The sequence below is a fragment of the Lelliottia nimipressuralis genome, assembly GCF_041464075.1.
Lineage (GTDB): Bacteria > Pseudomonadota > Gammaproteobacteria > Enterobacterales > Enterobacteriaceae > Enterobacter > Enterobacter nimipressuralis.
In genome coordinates this window covers 4271338-4288623 of record NZ_CP167172.1, presented here as the reverse complement: position 1 = coordinate 4288623, position 17286 = coordinate 4271338, and the positions used below count along the sequence as shown (strand labels likewise).

The following is a 17286-nucleotide window of genomic DNA, read 5'->3' as shown; positions in this document are numbered from 1 at the left end:
GGGAGTACATACAATGCAAGAGAACTATAAAATTCTGGTCGTGGATGACGACATGCGCCTGCGTGCGCTGCTGGAGCGTTATCTGACCGAGCAGGGCTTCCAGGTTCGAAGCGTGGCGAACGCCGAGCAAATGGATCGCCTGCTTACCCGTGAATCGTTCCACCTGATGGTGCTCGATTTAATGCTTCCTGGCGAAGACGGGCTCTCCATCTGCCGTCGTCTGCGCAGCCAGAGCAACCCGATGCCGATCATTATGGTCACGGCGAAAGGGGAAGAAGTTGACCGTATCGTGGGCCTGGAAATTGGCGCCGACGACTACATTCCTAAACCGTTTAACCCGCGTGAGCTGCTGGCGCGTATCCGTGCTGTACTTCGTCGTCAGGCGAACGAACTGCCGGGCGCACCGTCTCAGGAAGAAGCGGTGATTGCCTTCGGTAAGTTCAAGCTGAACCTCGGTACCCGCGAAATGTTCCGTGAAGATGAGCCGATGCCACTCACCAGCGGTGAATTTGCGGTGCTGAAAGCGCTGGTCAGCCATCCACGTGAGCCACTGTCTCGCGACAAACTGATGAACCTGGCACGCGGTCGCGAATACTCCGCCATGGAGCGTTCCATCGACGTACAGATCTCCCGTCTGCGCCGCATGGTCGAAGAAGATCCTGCGCATCCTCGTTATATTCAGACCGTCTGGGGTCTGGGCTACGTCTTCGTGCCGGACGGTTCTAAGGCATGAAGCGAATGCGCTTTTCACCGCGCAGCTCGTTTGCCCGTACCCTGTTACTGATCGTCACCCTGCTGTTCGTCAGCCTGGTGACGACGTATCTGGTGGTGCTGAACTTCGCGATTCTGCCAAGCCTGCAGCAGTTTAATAAGGTGTTAGCCTACGAAGTCCGTATGCTGATGACCGATAAACTGCAGCTGGAGGACGGCACGCAGTTGGTGGTGCCTCCGGCATTCCGCCGTGAGATTTATCGTGAGCTGGGCATTTCGCTGTACTCAAACGAGGCGGCGGAAGACGCAGGTCTGCGCTGGGCGCAACACTACGAATTCTTAAGCCAGCAGATGGCGCAGCAGCTGGGCGGCCCAACGGAAGTGCGCGTTGAGGTCAACAAAAGCTCGCCGGTCGTCTGGCTGAAAACCTGGCTGTCACCCAATATCTGGGTGCGTGTCCCGCTGACCGAAATCCATCAGGGCGATTTCTCGCCGCTGTTCCGCTACACCCTGGCGATCATGCTGATGGCGATAGGTGGCGCGTGGCTGTTTATCCGAATACAAAACCGACCCTTGGTCGATCTTGAGCATGCGGCCCTGCAGGTGGGGAAAGGTATTATTCCGCCGCCGCTGCGCGAATACGGTGCTTCTGAGGTGCGTTCGGTGACGCGCGCGTTCAACCATATGGCGGCAGGGGTGAAGCAGCTGGCAGACGATCGTACGCTGCTGATGGCGGGCGTGAGTCACGATCTGCGCACACCGCTGACGCGCATTCGCCTGGCGACAGAGATGATGGGCGAAGAGGACGGTTATCTCGCGGAGTCCATCAACAAGGACATCGAAGAGTGTAACGCCATCATCGAGCAGTTCATCGATTACCTGCGTACCGGTCAGGAGATGCCGATGGAGATGGCAGATCTCAACGGAGTGCTGGGCGAAGTGGTGGCCGCAGAGAGTGGTTACGAGCGTGAAATCGATACGGCTCTGCAGCCGGGCGAAATTCAGGTGCGTATGCACCCGCTCTCAATCAAGCGCGCGGTCGCCAATATGGTGGTCAACGCGGCGCGCTACGGCAACGGCTGGATCAAAGTCAGCAGCGGCTCCGAACTGAATCGCGCCTGGTTCCAGGTGGAAGATGACGGTCCGGGGATCAAGCCTGAACAGCGTAAACATCTGTTCCAGCCGTTTGTACGCGGCGACAGCGCGCGCAGTACCAGCGGCACCGGATTAGGGCTGGCGATTGTGCAGCGTATTGTGGATAACCATAACGGTCTGCTGGAGATTGGTACCAGCGAACGGGGTGGTTTGAGCATCCGCGCGTGGCTGCCGGTTCCGGTGACGCGGGGGCAGGTGAAAGAGAGTTAAAAAAAGCCGGGTGGCGTTACGCTTACCCGGCCTTCTCATGCTTTATAGTTCGGGTGAGCGCAGCGCCACCCGACACTATATACAGCTTCTTACAGCTTCGGTCCCGCACTCACCAACGCCGCACCTGCTGGCGTATCGGTGTACTTCTCAAAGTTCTCAATAAACAGCTTCGCAAGGGCTTCTGCCTTCTCCTGCCACTGTTCCGGTGAGCCGTAGGTATTACGCGGGTCGAGGATATGGGTATCCACGCCCGGCAACGCCGTTGGGATTGCCAGATCGAACATCGGCAGGGTGAAGGTTTCCGCATCGTCCAGCGAGCCATCGATAATCGCGTCGATAATGGCGCGGGTATCTTTGATGGAAATACGTTTCCCCGTTCCGTTCCAGCCGGTGTTCACCAGATAGGCCTGCGCGCCTGCAGCCTGCATGCGTTTCACCAGCACTTCTGCGTACTGAGTCGGGTGCAGCGACAGGAACGCCGCGCCGAAACAGGCGGAGAAGGTTGGGGTTGGCTCCGTCACACCGCGCTCAGTGCCCGCCAGTTTCGCGGTAAAGCCCGACAGGAAGTGATACTGCGTCTGGCTGGCCGTCAGGCGAGAGACCGGTGGCAGCACGCCAAAGGCATCGGCGGTCAGGAATATTACCTTCGAGGCGTGGCCCGCTTTGGAGACCGGCTTGACGATGTTATCGATGTGATAGATTGGATACGACACGCGGGTGTTTTCGGTCTTCGAGGCATCGTCAAAATCAACGGTGCCATCGGCAAGCACGGTGACGTTTTCCAGCAGCGCATCGCGGCGGATGGCACCGTAAATGTCCGGCTCGGCTTCGGCCGACAGACGGATCGTTTTGGCGTAGCAGCCGCCTTCGAAGTTGAACACGCCGTCGTCGTCCCAACCGTGTTCATCGTCGCCAATTAACCGGCGCTTAGGATCGGTGGAGAGGGTGGTTTTCCCGGTCCCGGAGAGACCAAAGAACACGGCCACGTCACCGTCTTCGCCCACGTTAGCGGAGCAGTGCATGGAGGCAATGCCCTGCAGCGGCAGCAGGTAGTTCATCACCGAGAACATCCCTTTCTTCATTTCGCCACCGTACCAGGTGCCGCCAATCAGCTGGACGCGCTCGGTCAGGTTGAAGGCAATGAAGTTTTCCGAGTTCAGGCCCTGCTCTTTCCACTGCGGGTTGGTGCATTTCGCGCCGTTCATGACGATGAAATCAGGCTCGAAATCCTGTAACTCTTCATCGGTCGGGCGAATAAACATGTTCTTCACGAAATGAGCCTGCCAGGCGACTTCGGTGATAAAGCGAACGGAGAGGCGAGTGTCGGCATTGGCGCCACAGAAGGCATCAACAATAAACAATCGCTTGCCGGAGAGTTGATTCGTGACGAGTCCTTTCAGATGCAGCCAGGTTTCCTGGGAGAGCGGCTTGTTGTCGTTCTTCCCTTTGCCCTTATCTGCCCACCACAGCGTATCGCGGGTAGTGTCGTCACGGACGATATACTTATCTTTCGGCGAACGGCCGGTAAAAATCCCGGTGTCCACGGCGATAGCACCAGTGTTCGTCAACACACCTCGCTCGTATCCTTCCAGTGCTGGATTGAGCTCTTCCTGATACAGCGTATCGTAATCGGGGTTGTAGACGATTTCCTGGACGTCGTTGATACCATAAGCCTTGAGATCTTGCGGGGTTAAGTCTTTAACGCGCATGTCACTGCTCCTTAGCCAATATGTACTGCCTGAAATTGTAGGGTTTTTCTTAGGATGTTAACCGCGACGGGGCTCATAGATTTACGTATCTGGACAAAACCCTTCCTGACGGAAAACGCTGTGACTCCTGTCACGAAGCAGGGCGGATTATCGCAGGATTCGCTTTTTTGTGGGGGGAAATGTTCTCAAAAGGTTAAAACATGGAGTATTTAACCGGAAGAATGTGAATGTAATCGCATACATGTAAGAAAGTTACGTAAGGATTACATTACGAAAAACGATTCAGCTTAAAAGGGAGTTTTCCCCCTCACCGGGCGTGAGGGGGAGGGCATCAATGAACCTGCGGATCCGCCGGGGAGGCGTTGTTGCGGATCTCGGCGATATCCATCGAGTTGAACACGTAGTGAGAACCACAGTAATCACAGTTCATATCGATTTCGCCATCCTCAGCCATGATGCTGTCGATCTCTTCGTCCGGCAGAGTACGCAGCGCGCCTGCGCAACGTTCACGGGAACAGGTGCATTTGAACTCCACGTCCTGCGGATCGTAAAGCGTCACCTCTTCTTCGTGGTACAGACGCCACAGCACTTCATTCGCAGGCAGCGTAAACAGCTCTTCTGCTTTGATGGTTTCGGTCAGTGTCGCCAGATGCTCGAAATCGTTGCCCTGCGCATTTTGAGCAGGCAGAACCTGCAGGAGCATACCGCCCGCCGCCAGTTGACCGTCCACTTCACCGGTGCGGATAAACAGGCGCGTTGGCAGCTGTTCGGAACGCAGGAAGTAATCTTCCAGGCACGCGGCCAGCGTATCGCCTTCCAGACCCACCACGCCCTGATAGCGCTCGCCTTCTTCTGGCGTAATGGTAATCACCAGAAAACCGTTGCCGACCAGCGTTTTCAAATCAGCACCTTCCGGCACCTCACCCTGCACGCGCGCCACACCGCGCATCTGCTGCTGATTATTGCCGTTGATCACCGCCAGGGTCATCGGGCCGTCGCCCTGCAGCTGCACGGTGATATCCCCTGCAAACTTCAGCGTCGCTGTCAGCAGGCTGGTCGCCACCAGCAGTTCGCCAAGGATGTTTTTCACCGGCTGAGGATAGCTGTGGTTTTCGAGGATCTGTTTCCAGGTTTCGGATACAGTCACCAGCTCGCCGCGAACGGCAAATTGCTCAAACAGATAGCGATGTAATTGGTCGTGTTGGGACATAATTTTCTCTCTTTAAACGGCGATTACTCGTGTTCGCCGTGTTTAAATTTCATCAGATCGCGACGTTCTTTTTTATCCGGTCGCCTGTCCGGATGCGGCATGGTGAGGGCATTCATCTTGCGAGCCAGCGCCACTTTCTCGCGCTTTTCAACGCTTTCCGCCGTCTCTTCATACATCAGAACTGCTTCGGCAGCCGGGCGACGATGCTCGGTAACGGCTTTGACGATCACCGTGCGTTCATCGTTTCCCTGGCGCAGGGTCAGGGTGGCATTCAGTTCGACAAGTTTACTTGGCTTGCTGCGCTGCCCGTTGTAGTGCACCTTTCCCCCGTCGACCATTTCACGGGCCAGCGCGCGCGTTTTATAAAAACGGGCGGCCCACAGCCACTTATCCAGTCTTACCCCTTCGGAGGGTTTTTCTTTCATGGCGCCTCCTTCACGGTGAGTGAGGGGATCATTCGGCGATAGTCGTTCAGCGCCGGATGCCGCAGATAGCTTTTATCCGCCAGGCCGGAATCAGGATTCGTCACGCCCAGACAATAGCGAATACCAAATTTTGCCGCCGAATCCAGAATCGGTTCACTGTCATCAATGAACAAGGTTCTTTCGGGCTGCAAACCGGTCTCTTCCGCCACGGCCTGCCACAATCGCTGATCCTCTTTCGGATAACCAAATGTGTGGGTGGAAAGTAATAAATCAAGGTGCGACGCTAACCCGGTATGTTCGAGCTTTACCGCCAGATTGTGCGGATGCGCGTTGGTCAGCAAAATGCGTCGCTTGCCGCTCGCTTTTAGTGCATCCAGAAATGGCACCGTATCGTCGCGCAGCACCGCGTTCGGCCCCTGGGCGGTGGTCATGGCGCAGATATCCAGCCCGAGCTTTTCGCTCCAGTAATCCAGGCAGTACCAGTTTAGCGTATGCTGCACGGCGTGATACTGCTGGCGAATATAATCCTGCGCTTCTGCCGGAGTGATGCCCTGCTGCGCGCCATAAGTTTCAGGCACCAGCTTTTGCCAGAAGTGGGTATCAAATGCGAGATCGAGCAGCGTGCCGTCCATATCCAGCAGGACGGTATCAACGTCCTGCCAGGCAATATCAAGATGCATGAGGGGAACTCTCCAGCCAGAAGAAACGTGCGCGACAGGGTAGCATAACTGTCGCGCAGCGGTATTATCCGATCAGGCTGTCAGGCGCGGGGATGAGCTGCGGGTTGAGGCAGTTCTCGTAGTACTGCTGGATCTCGGCAAGACGCGTGCGCGAGCGCTGGTAGCGGCGCAGGGCGGCAATCCCGTTCCAGATAATGCACACCAGCATTGCTAGCATCAGCAGGGTAGTGCCGATATAACGCCACAATCCGGCGCTGTCCGGCATACGGTGCAGGTCAACGTGGCGCGTGCCATTGGCGTCCGTGAAAATGCCCGTCACAATCCCTTCGGCACTGAACGGCGTTTGCATCAGCATCTGCGCCAGGCGCTGGAATTCGCCCCACTGATCCTGAGCCGGATAATCATACAGGGCCACCGGCGGATAAGGCTGGTCGACCAAATCGCTGCCCTCGTCGCTGACAATCACAAACCCACCCGGCGCCGGGCTGTTTAACGCCTGGGCCGCGCGGGTGGTTTCCCGCATCACAAACGGTGCGGTGGAGGTGGTCACCAGATTCTCAAGCGATTCGGCACTCACCGGGCGCAGCAGAACGTTCACGCCATCGAGACGCCCTGCGTCAGCGCGTTTCACCAGCGCTTCCCAGTCTTTGCTGTTCCCGAGATTCACCAGCGCGTTTTTGAGACGTACACACTCATCTTCCGCAGAGCATAAATCCTGGGTTTTCATCACGATGTCGCCAAAATCATCCAGCAGCACCATTCCGGATTTCTGAATCGCGGCGCGCAGGGACTGGCTTACACGGGAGTTGTCTTCCGGCTTTGGATGAAGCTGGCGGCTCAGCGCCTGCGTCAGGGCTGTCGCTTTGCTGACCGTGTCTGATTCCGGCAGCGGCAGCGGTGGGGCGTCGTTCCAGATGATTTGTGAGCAATCAAACGGCGTAAACGGTGAATTCTGCCGCGTGTTCCAGGTGCCAGGCGCATGGATATTACACATGCCCGTTCCTTTCAGCTTAAGGGTATCACCCACGCGCACACCGGCCTCTTCCAGCTGATTAACGCTGGTGGCTTCAATGGTTTGTGCGCCTTTGATCCAGGAAAGAGTGAATTTGATCGGCATATCGAGCGGCACCAACAAAATCAGCATCGCCAGCACCAGCGCAGCGCCACCGGCGATGACGGTACTGCGCAGCCAGTGCTGCAGCGGGAAGTTTTTCACTTCATCATGAAGCGATAAGAAACGGCCCTGACGCACGACGTGGCGGTCGAGGTAAATATCGATATCGGTTTTCTGCCCTAAATCCTGGGCGATCCACGGCTGCCAGTGGCGGGGATAGATCAGGTCGATAATCCCGAGCGAAATGTTGTTGATATGCTCCTGATCGTTCTCGCCGAACAGCCCCCAGCGCTTTGGCGTACCGCGCAGGCAGTGGATTTCCCGCAGCGCGGTTTTGGCCGGTTTCGCGAACAGTCCCCACAGGCCTGCGGCCAGCAGCAGAACGGCGCCGCCTGCGAGCCACGGTGCGAAGACGTCGGGCGTCATCAGGCAGAAGAAAAAGAGCAGGAAGGCAGCGACAATAAGGACCGCTTCACGAATGCCGTCCGGGCGGCTGAGGGCGTACTCTTCGTGGGTTTCCTGGCGAATATTCAGCAGTTCGATCTGCTCGGTCTCTTCGCCGCGAATGGACGCCTGCGTGCCGCTGGTGCGTTCCAGCGCAAAGCGCGGCGCTTCCTGAACATATTCGCTCAGCGTATGGCCATTCAGGGCAATCACCAGCGGGATGGAATCTGTATGGATCAGCTCAACGCTATTTTCGTCATTAATATATTGTTCCCAGAACGGCGGCAGATGCACCTCGACGGAGTCGAGGTAGTAGCGCCATTTATTGGGATCGTCGGTGTTAATGCCGTAGCGGGTGATCGAGCGCGTCACGCAGAGCACAGTATCGCTTTGCGCGTTCAGCGTCAGGGAGATGGGCGCGGTGCTGGCGCCGGTCGGGCCTGGCGTCTGCAGGACACGGTTCAACGTATCAAGGTAATTTTCAATCGCGCTGCGCTCTTCAGGTGCGAGTTTGCGCGTGGTGGCTCCGGCAAAGGCGTTTAAAAAAGGCAGACGGTATTGCCGTTGTGCCCGACGCCTGAATAACCACCCTGCGAGCAATGCGCAGGCCAGCATAGCAACGAAAATTATTAGAATGGTGCTCATGCTTTCCCCATCTTACTTATCTTCAGGTGTTGTCAGTTGCACCCTTTACCGTGAATGAGTCTCTGTGGTTGGCTATCGGCAAGTATGGAGTCGAACTTGAGCGTTTTGAAGCGCATCCCAGTGACCGGAGATAATAGCAAAGGCAGCGAAGGCGGGATATCAGCAAATTCCTGGAGTTATTTCAACCTCTTGACTTTTGTTGTGAAATGAGGATTAACTCACGATACGTTGCAAAAATGTAAATAAAGAGCGATTGACATTGCCGAAACCGTGCGGCGTATCGCACAATGCACTCAGTTCACACAGCAAAGACCCATCAAGATGAGCAAACCCTTACAAAAGCCCACCATTCTGAATGTTGAAACCGTCGCCAAATCACGCCTGTTTACGGTGGAAAGTGTCGACCTGGAGTTCAGCAACGGCGTGCGTCGCGTATATGAACGTATGCGGCCCTCCACGCGCGAGGCGGTGATGATCATCCCCATTGTGGACGATCACCTGATCCTGATCCACGAATATGCGGTGGGCACAGAATCCTATGAGCTGGGTTTCTCGAAAGGGCTTATCGATCCCGGTGAAACCGTTTTTGAAGCGGCGAATCGCGAGCTGAAAGAAGAAGTGGGTTTTGGCGCGAAAGATCTGACGTTTTTGAAAAAGCTGAGCATGGCGCCGTCCTATTTCTCCAGCAAAATGAATATCGTGCTGGCAGAAGATCTCTATCCGGAGAAGCTGGAAGGGGATGAGCCTGAGCCGTTGCCGCAGGTGCGCTGGCCACTGGCGCATCTGATGGATCTACTGGAAGAACCCGATTTTAACGAAGCGCGTAACGTGAGTGCGCTGTTCCTGGTGAGGGAATGGCTGAAAGGGCAGGGTCGGCTGTAGCGCGTAAACAAATCGGGTGATGTATTAAGCTTACCCGGCCTGGATTGTTAAAAACGGCTGCCCTAGGGCAGCCGTTTTGCATTTTACTTCTTAGAACAACTCGTGCGTCTCGCCGTTATCGATAAGCTCGGTTCCCACCTCATGCACTGCCTGTGTGGTCGGCTGCGTGCCTTCGATGAAATACTCTGCACGGCTGTTGCCACCGTTCGCTAACTGACCGGTGCTGCGATCGATATTCACCGTCACGATACCTGGCGGAGGGGTAAGCGGCTGCTCTGGTACGCCCTCAAGAACCGCTTTCATGTAAGCGTCCCAGGCTGGCTGCGCACTCTTCGCTCCACCTTCGTAACCCGAAATCTGATCTTTAATCGCGCCGGATGCCGTTGTACGGCCCAAATCGCGGCGGTGATCGTCAAAACCGATCCACACGGAGGTCACCACGCCCGGGCCGTAACCCGAGAACCAGGCGTCTTTCGAGCTGTTGGTGGTCCCGGTTTTACCGCCGATATCGTGGCGCTGTAAATCACGCCCCGCACGCCAGCCCGTACCCTGCCAGCCCGGTTCCCCAAAGATGTTGGTGTTCAGCGCGCTTTTAATCAGGAACGACAGCGGCGTGTTGATCACGTGCGGTGCATACTCCTGCGCGCCGCTTTGGGCGACCAGCGCCTGGTTTGCCTGCTCAAGCTGCGGCTGCGGAACGACGGCGTTTTGCTGCTCCTGCGACTGAGCAACGTCTTCCATATCTTTGTTATCCAGCACGTTTGATTTTGGCGTATCGCCATAAATCACCGGAATATCGCACTCCGGACAGGCGATTTTCGGTTTCGCCTCAAACAGCACGCCGCCCTGATCGTTTTCAATCTTGCTGATGAAATACGGGTCGACCAGGAAGCCGCCGTTAGCCATCACCGAGTAACCGCGCGCCACCTGCAATGGCGTAAAGGAGGCGGAGCCGAGAGCCAGCGATTCCGTATGCACGATATTTTGCGCCGGGAAGCCGAAGCGCTGCAGGTACTCTGCCGCGTAATCGACGCCCATTGCGCGCATCGCGCGAACCATCACCACGTTTTTGGACTGCCCCAGACCCTGGCGTAAACGGATAGGGCCTGAATATTCCGGCGGGGAGTTTTTCGGCTGCCAGTCGGAACCGGCACCCGCATCCCAGCGTGAAATCGGTACGTCGTTGAGGATACTCGCCAGCGTCAGACCTTTATCCATCGCCGCGGTATACAGGAACGGTTTGATGTTCGAGCCGACCTGGCGCAGCGCCTGCGTCGCACGGTTGAATTTGCTCTGGTTGAAATCAAAGCCGCCGACCAGCGCGATCACGGCACCGTTTTGCGGATTGATCGACACCAGCGCGGAGTTCACGTCGGGAACCTGCGCCAGCCACCAGGCATCGTTCACCTGACGCACCCAGATTTGCTGTCCGGTTTGCACCGCATCGGTCACTTTACGCGGCGTCGGGCCTTGCGCAGTATCAGAGCGATACGGACGCGCCCAGCGGATACCGTCCATGCGCAGCGACACGGAGGTGCCGTCGGCCATCATTGCGGTGGCTTCCTGTGGGTCGGCACTGGTGACGACTGCCGGTAACAGCGGCCCATAGGTCGGCAGCGTTTTCAGGGAGTCGATGATTTTTTTGCTGTCCCATGCGCTTTCGCCCACTTTCCACAGCACGTTCGACGGGCCACGGTAGCCGTGGCGCATGTCGTAATCCATCACGTTGTTACGCACCGCCTGCTGTGCCGCCTGCTGCACTTTGCGGGTGATGGTGGTGGTGATCCGGTAGCCATCTTCATACGCCTGCTCGCCGTAACGGCTGACCATCTCCTGTCGAACCATTTCGGTCAGATAGGGGGCAGAGAAAGCGATTTCCGGCGCGTGATAGTTGGCGTCGATGGCGTCGTTCCGCGCCTGATCGTACTCAGTCTGGCTGATGTAGCCTTCGCTCAGCATGCGCGACAACACCACGTTACGACGCGCAGTGGCGCGGTTGAGGGAGTAGAGCGGGTTGAACGTTGACGGCGCTTTCGGCAGACCGGCAATGGTCGCCATCTCGCTTAAGGTCAACTGATCGACAGGTTTACCGAAATAGACCTGCGCTGCTGCACCTACTCCATAGGCGCGATAGCCCAGATAGATCTTGTTGAGGTAAAGCTCGAGGATCTCGTCTTTGCTCAGCAGTTGCTCGATGCGAATGGCAAGGAACACCTCTTTAATCTTACGCGTCAGGGTTTTTTCTGGGCTGAGGAAGAAGTTACGCGCCAGCTGCTGCGTGATGGTACTCGCCCCCTGAGAGGCACGACCAGAGAACAGCGCGACGCTGGCGGCACGGAAAATCCCCACCGGATCGACGCCATGGTGTTCGTAAAAACGGCTGTCTTCCGTGGCGATAAAGGCTTTCACCATCACCGGCGGAATCTGGTTAAGGGTCAGCGGGATACGTCGTTTTTCGCCGTACTGGGCGATCAACTCGCCATCGGCGCTATAGACCTGCATTGGGATCTGGAGTCGCACATCACGCAGTGTGGCGACATCGGGTAGTTGCGGCTCAATATATTTGTACAAACCATAAATCGAGCCTGCTCCCAGCAGAATGCAACAGACTGCAAGGATCAATAAATACTTTACGAACTTCACTGGAGATTTCCCATTTAGTTTCACTTGGGCAGTTTCTAAACAATCGCGCGGTAGTATAAAGGCAAGCCTGAAGCATTGATAGAGCCGTCACCTGACGGGCGATAAGGAGATCGTGAAGTATGGCTTTCAAAACGTGGCGAACAGGTTTTCATCTTCAACAAGATAGCGTTCTGGCTGTCTCAGTCACCCAGGAGCGCACCGGGTGGTGTCTGCGCCGCTGGTGGCATATCCCGCTACCGGCGGGAATTATCCGCGACGGGAAAATTATCCAGCCGGAACAACTGGTTGCGGCGCTGAGGGACTGGAGTCAGGCACTGCCCCATTACCACCGCCTGTTTATCGCATTTCCGGCCGCCCGCACGCTGCAAAAGACGCTGCCTGCTCCGGCGCTGACGTTACGCGACAGTGAGCAGGCGTCGTGGATCGCCTCTGCGATGTCCCGTGAACTGGAAATGCCGCCAGAGGCGCTGTGCTTTGACTATACGCAAGACACCTTTAGCCGTACCTTTCACGTGACAGCCGCACAAAACCAGGAGGTGGCGGCGCTGTTAACGCTCGGGGAGTCGTTGCGTCTGCATGTGGCGGCGATCACGCCCGACGCTGCGGCGCTGGCGAATCTCCTGCCGCTTCTTGACCCTCCCGCGCAGTGCGTGGCGTGGTGCGACGGCCAGCACTGGCTATGGTCGATGCGTCACCAGTGGGGGCGAAAACGCGCGGATGAGGCGAAAGATGTGGCCGAGCTGGCGGCCCTGTTAGCGCTCAGCCCTGAGGCTATCGCGCTCTTCGACGCCGCAGCGCGTGATCCCTTTAGTCTGCTGGCGCGTTCTCAGCCGCCACTGCCTGAATGTGGCGCGGATTATACCGTTGCTCTGGCCCTCGCGATGGGAGAACTCTTCGAGTGACAACGACTAACTTTTTGCCGTGGCGCCATCAACAACAGCACGCCTGCTGGCGTTTTTGGGTATGGCTGTTTGCAGGCTCCGGTCTACTTTCCCTTGCCGTGATGATAAGCCTGCGAACCGGCGATGGGCTTAAGGTGCGGGCGCTGGAGGCGCATCTGGCGGGTGAGCGCGTGATTCAACAAAAACTGCACGCCCATCGCGCACAGTGGCAGGCGCTGCAGAAAGCACACCCGCAAACACCGCAAGCCGGAGTACAGCGCGCGAAAACACAGGCCTGGCAATCATCGTTGATTTCACTGGCGTCAGCGATGCCGGCGCAGGCGTGGCTGACACAGCTTCAGTACCAGAAGCCTCGGCTAATGTTGACGGGATTTACCGCGACACCCGTCGCCCTTTCTGCACTGGCGGCGTCGCTCAGGCAACTGCCGGGTTTTACTCTCGGGCCTGCGGGTGAAATGCAGCAGGACGCTGAGGGACGCTGGACGTTCAGTTTTACCCTCACGAGTCAGGGGTGAACCGTGCGCCTCTTTTATGAACGCTGGTATGGGTTTCTACCGCGCACGCGCCTGTTCTGCTGGAGCCTTTTTACCGTCGCCGTAATGCTTGGTGCCTGGCTGCTGTTGGCGCGTCCGGTCATTCGGCAGCTCTCGCAGCTTGAGGCAAAGCGAAGTCAGGCTGGCGCAGAGCGCGCTGAATTATGGGCGAGTGAAGCGCAGCCACATCCGGTTTTGGCTGCGCCGGTGATCCTCGCGTCGCTGCCGTTTTCTCCACTGGATTTTCAAAGCGACGGCGTGCGGCTGGTGCGCTGGCTGCCTGGCGCGAACGGAGGTGAATTAACGCTGAAAGTGGACTGGGCGCAGATTCCGGCCGTGTTTGAGCGGCTCGCGCAGCGTGGGATGGCCGTGAGCGGGTTTTCCGTTTGGCCGGAGGAGACGCGGTTACAGCTGGTTTTGCAGGTGGAGAACACCGATGCGAACTGAGCTGCGCTGTCTGATTTTGTGTTCACTGGCACTGCTCACCGGCATGCGTGACCCCTTTCGCCCGCCGGACGATCGCTGTGCCACAGGGACATTAGCGCGCTGGCGCTATCAGGGGATGATCCAGAGCGGAAGTGCTGTGGGTATCGTCAAGGATGAACAGGAGCGCTGGCATCGCATACGGCAGGGCGAACGACTGCCTGCGGGCTGGCAGGTGCAGACATTCAATGAAACGGAAATGGTCGTCGGGCTTGGCGAGGGATGCGAGCCGAAAACGTGGCGATGGCAACGAGAGGGAACGAAGAATGAAACGACTCAGGAGAATCATCCTGCTGATGATGCTCAGCATGCCGACATGGGCCGCAGTGCCAAAACCCGTCACTCTGGCGGTGGATGATGTGCCTGTGGTGCAGATTTTACAGTCACTGGTGGAGCTTGAGGGCCGCAATCTGATTGTTGCACCGGACGTAAAAGGCGCGCTTTCGCTGCATCTCACCCATGTGCCGTGGCGGCAGGCGCTGCACATCGTCGTGACCAGCGCCGGACTGGTGCTGCGCGAAGAGGGCGGCATTTTCTATGTCAACACTGCCGCTGGGCAACGTGAGCAGCAGACGCGAAAAGAGGAGGAGCTGGCACAGCAGAAACTGAATGTGCCGCTCTCCTCGCGCGCGCTCTCTTTAGCCTACGCGGATGTCACCGAACTGCAAAAAGCGGCGGAAAAACAGCTCAGCCCCAAGGGCAGTCTCTCCGTGGATAAACGTACCAACCGCCTGCTGGTGCGGGATATCCCCGTGGTACTCGATTCTCTGGAGCACTGGGTCGAACAGATGGACCTGCCCGTGGCGCAGGTGGAACTCGCCGCCCATATCGTCACCATCAATGAAAAAAGCCTGCGTGAACTGGGGGTGAAGTGGAATCTGGCGGAGGCGCAGAGTGCCGGTTCACCGGGGCAAGTCACCACGCTGGGTGCCGATTTGTCAGTGGCGAGCGCCACAACGCACGTCGGATTTAATATTGGACGGATCGATGGCAGGCTGTTGGATCTGGAGCTGTCGGCACTGGAGCAAAAGCAGCAGCTGGAGATCATCGCCAGTCCACGGCTATTGGCGTCGCATATGCAGCCTGCCAGTATCAAACAGGGGAGTGAAATTCCGTATCAGGTGTCCAGTGGTGAGAGCGGGGCGACATCGGTAGAGTTCAAAGAGGCGGTGCTGGGGATGGAAGTGACGCCCGTGGTGCTTCAAAATGGCCGCGTGCGATTAAAGTTACACATTAGCGAAAATATGCCTGGCCAGGTTTTACAGCAGGCCGATGGCGAAACCCTGGCGATTGATAAACAGGAGATCGAAACGCAGGTGGAAGTAAAAAGCGGTGAAACACTCGCGCTGGGGGGAATTTTCTCGCAAAAGAATAAAACGGGCAGTGACAGTATTCCGGGTCTCGGTGGACTTCCCTGGGTGGGGCAACTCTTTCGCCACGACGGCAAGGATAACGAGCGGCGCGAGCTGGTGGTCTTCATCACACCGCGTCTGATTAGTATTCAATAATGGAAACGATCCCCGCGAGGATTTTGCAGCCAGTTTGTTGCAGATGTTTGACGTGGGGCATGAATTAGCATACAAGGAGTACCGATTTGAGTTTCAGCTTCTCCTAATCTTACCTCTTGTTGCTTTAAGCATCTGGCGTGGTGATTTAATCAGTTGCCAAACAAGCAGGACTACTGAGATAATTTTTAGTCTGACTCTCGCACTATCGCATATGAGGTTTCAGTTCATGTCCTGCTACGCTGAGTGTCTGCGAAGCGGGGATTACCATTAACGAATAGTCTTAGTAGTACCGAAAAAATGGCAGAGAAACGCAATATCTTTCTGGTTGGGCCTATGGGTGCCGGCAAAAGCACTATTGGGCGCCAGTTGGCTCAACAACTCAATATGGAATTTTACGATTCTGATCAAGAGATTGAGAAACGAACCGGAGCTGATGTGGGCTGGGTCTTCGATGTAGAAGGCGAAGAAGGTTTCCGTGACCGTGAAGAAAAAGTTATCAATGAACTTACGGAAAAACAGGGCATCGTGCTGGCAACGGGCGGTGGTTCTGTAAAATCTCGCGAAACTCGTAACCGTCTCTCCGCCCGCGGCGTTGTGGTCTATCTTGAGACGACCATCGAAAAACAGCTGGCACGGACGCAGCGCGATAAAAAGCGCCCGTTACTGCAAGTTGAAACGCCTCCACGTGAAGTTCTGGAAGCATTGGCCGGTGAGCGCAATCCACTGTACGAAGAGATTGCTGATGTAACCATTCGTACCGACGATCAGAGCGCTAAAGTGGTTGCAAACCAGATTATTCATATGCTGGAAAGCAACTGATTCTGGCTTTATATACACTCGCCCACGGGTATAAGCATTTAAGGTGGATGTCGCGTCATGGAGAGGATTACAGTTACTCTCGGGGAACGTAGTTACCCTATCACCATCGCGGCTGGCTTGTTTAACGATCCAGCTTCCTTCTTACCACTGAAAGCGGGTGATCAGGCAATGCTGGTCACCAACGAGACTCTGGCTCCGCTTTATCTCGACAAGATTCGTCATCTGCTGGAACAGGCAGGCGTGAAGGTCGACAGTGTGATTCTGCCTGATGGCGAGCAGTATAAAAGCCTGGCGGTACTCGATACCGTCTTCACCGCATTACTGCAAAAACCGCATGGTCGCGATACGACACTACTTGCCCTGGGCGGTGGTGTTGTTGGCGATCTGACGGGGTTTGCTGCGGCAAGTTATCAACGTGGTGTTCGTTTTATTCAAATTCCTACCACGTTACTCTCGCAAGTCGACTCCTCAGTTGGCGGCAAAACGGCCGTCAATCATCCGCTTGGCAAAAACATGATTGGCGCTTTCTACCAGCCCGCTTCGGTGGTGGTGGATCTCGACTGTCTGAAAACCCTGCCTAAACGCGAACTGGCGTCAGGCCTTGCTGAAGTGATCAAATACGGCATTATTCTTGACGGTGAGTTCTTCACCTGGCTGGAAGAGAACATGGATGCGCTGCTTAACCTTGACGGTCAGGCACTGGCGTATTGCATCCGCCGTTGTTGTGAGCTGAAAGCAGAAGTCGTTGCAGCGGACGAGCGGGAAACCGGCTTACGTGCTTTACTGAATCTGGGGCATACGTACGGTCACGCGATTGAAGCCGAAATGGGCTACGGCAACTGGCTTCATGGTGAAGCGGTCGCTGCAGGCATGGTCATGGCTGCTCGCACCTCCGAACGTCTGGGTCAGTTCACGAAAGAAGAGACTCAACGCATCATCACGCTGCTGGAGCGCGCGGGTTTACCGGTGACGGGACCACGCGAGATGTCTTCGCAAGCGTATTTACCCCACATGATGCGTGATAAAAAAGTATTGGCTGGCGAGATGCGTTTAGTCCTCCCGCTGGCAATAGGGAAGAGTGAAGTGCGCGGCGGAGTGTCGCACGAAGTGGTTCTTGGCGCGATTGCTGATTGCCAGCAGGCGTAACAACTAGAAAGGTCTGGCTACTGTCAAAGGTGGCTATTTAGATTCAGGTGCAATGCAACGTCGTAAG

Annotated in this window: 16 protein-coding genes; 10 read left to right on the top strand and 6 right to left on the bottom strand. The window is 56.4% G+C overall.

Annotation, left to right across the window (positions count from 1 at the left end; genetic code table 11):
* Positions 1-13: 13 nt before the first annotated feature.
* On the top strand, positions 14-733 hold the full coding sequence (gene ompR / locus ACB496_RS20655; protein WP_001157751.1) for a two-component system response regulator OmpR: 720 nt from the start codon (positions 14-16) through the stop codon (positions 731-733).
* Entirely contained in the window at positions 730-2076 is a 1347-nt protein-coding gene (gene envZ, locus ACB496_RS20650) for a two-component system sensor histidine kinase EnvZ (RefSeq protein WP_100778596.1), read from the top strand. Before ompR ends, envZ begins: the two co-directional genes overlap by 4 nt.
* Before the next feature lie 89 nt (positions 2077-2165).
* Here the strand turns inward: envZ and pckA are convergent, their stop codons facing one another.
* The 5 genes from pckA to ACB496_RS20625 form a co-directional block, all read right to left on the bottom strand.
* On the bottom strand, positions 2166-3785 hold the full coding sequence (gene pckA, locus ACB496_RS20645) for a phosphoenolpyruvate carboxykinase (ATP) (protein ID WP_371973572.1): 1620 nt from the start codon (positions 3783-3785) through the stop codon (positions 2166-2168).
* 331 nt (positions 3786-4116) lie between these two features.
* The gene (gene hslO / locus ACB496_RS20640; RefSeq protein WP_100778598.1) at positions 4117-4995 is read right to left on the bottom strand and encodes an Hsp33 family molecular chaperone HslO; all 879 of its coding nucleotides are present in this window, start codon (positions 4993-4995) and stop codon (positions 4117-4119) included.
* 23 nt (positions 4996-5018) lie between these two features.
* A complete protein-coding gene (gene hslR / locus ACB496_RS20635; protein WP_100778599.1) occupies positions 5019-5420 on the bottom strand; it encodes a ribosome-associated heat shock protein Hsp15 in 402 nt (133 codons plus the stop codon).
* On the bottom strand, positions 5417-6100 hold the full coding sequence (yrfG, locus tag ACB496_RS20630; protein ID WP_100778600.1) for a GMP/IMP nucleotidase: 684 nt from the start codon (positions 6098-6100) through the stop codon (positions 5417-5419). Before yrfG ends, hslR begins: the two co-directional genes overlap by 4 nt.
* A gap of 64 nt (positions 6101-6164) precedes the next feature.
* Positions 6165-8303, bottom strand: coding sequence for an intracellular growth attenuator family protein (locus ACB496_RS20625; RefSeq protein ID WP_100778601.1), 2139 nt, complete (start codon positions 8301-8303; stop codon positions 6165-6167).
* Positions 8304-8624: 321 nt separating this feature from the next.
* Between ACB496_RS20625 and nudE the strand changes: the two genes are divergently transcribed.
* Positions 8625-9185: an ADP compounds hydrolase NudE gene (gene nudE / locus ACB496_RS20620; RefSeq protein ID WP_100778602.1), complete on the top strand. Its 561-nt coding sequence runs from the start codon at positions 8625-8627 to the stop codon at positions 9183-9185.
* 90 nt (positions 9186-9275) lie between these two features.
* Here nudE and mrcA read toward each other — a convergent pair whose 3' ends face one another.
* Positions 9276-11828, bottom strand: coding sequence for a peptidoglycan glycosyltransferase/peptidoglycan DD-transpeptidase MrcA (mrcA, locus tag ACB496_RS20615; RefSeq protein WP_371973569.1), 2553 nt, complete (start codon positions 11826-11828; stop codon positions 9276-9278).
* Positions 11829-11947: 119 nt separating this feature from the next.
* On the opposite strand from mrcA, the gene ACB496_RS20610 reads away from it, so the two are divergent.
* The 7 genes from ACB496_RS20610 to aroB all read left to right on the top strand — a co-directional run bounded on the left by ACB496_RS20610 (position 11948) and on the right by aroB (position 17219).
* Positions 11948-12730, top strand: coding sequence for a DNA utilization protein HofM (locus tag ACB496_RS20610; protein ID WP_371973567.1), 783 nt, complete (start codon positions 11948-11950; stop codon positions 12728-12730).
* A complete protein-coding gene (locus ACB496_RS20605; RefSeq protein WP_371973565.1) occupies positions 12727-13245 on the top strand; it encodes a PilN domain-containing protein in 519 nt (172 codons plus the stop codon). The genes ACB496_RS20610 and ACB496_RS20605 overlap by 4 nt, the downstream gene beginning before the upstream one ends.
* Before the next feature lie 3 nt (positions 13246-13248).
* Positions 13249-13710 carry a hypothetical protein gene (locus ACB496_RS20600; RefSeq protein WP_371973563.1) on the top strand — a complete coding sequence of 154 codons (462 nt, stop codon included), beginning with the start codon at positions 13249-13251 and terminating at the stop codon, positions 13708-13710.
* Positions 13700-14104 (top strand): HofP DNA utilization family protein, encoded by a 405-nt coding sequence (locus ACB496_RS20595; RefSeq protein ID WP_371973561.1) that lies wholly within the window; start codon positions 13700-13702, stop codon positions 14102-14104. The genes ACB496_RS20600 and ACB496_RS20595 overlap by 11 nt, the downstream gene beginning before the upstream one ends.
* On the top strand, positions 14013-15254 hold the full coding sequence (gene hofQ / locus ACB496_RS20590; protein WP_371973559.1) for a DNA uptake porin HofQ: 1242 nt from the start codon (positions 14013-14015) through the stop codon (positions 15252-15254). The genes ACB496_RS20595 and hofQ overlap by 92 nt, the downstream gene beginning before the upstream one ends.
* A gap of 297 nt (positions 15255-15551) precedes the next feature.
* Positions 15552-16073 (top strand): shikimate kinase AroK, encoded by a 522-nt coding sequence (gene aroK, locus ACB496_RS20585; protein ID WP_010436374.1) that lies wholly within the window; start codon positions 15552-15554, stop codon positions 16071-16073.
* Positions 16074-16130: 57 nt separating this feature from the next.
* Positions 16131-17219 carry a 3-dehydroquinate synthase gene (aroB, locus tag ACB496_RS20580; RefSeq protein ID WP_100778610.1) on the top strand — a complete coding sequence of 363 codons (1089 nt, stop codon included), beginning with the start codon at positions 16131-16133 and terminating at the stop codon, positions 17217-17219.
* The last annotated feature ends 67 nt before the right edge of the window (positions 17220-17286 follow it).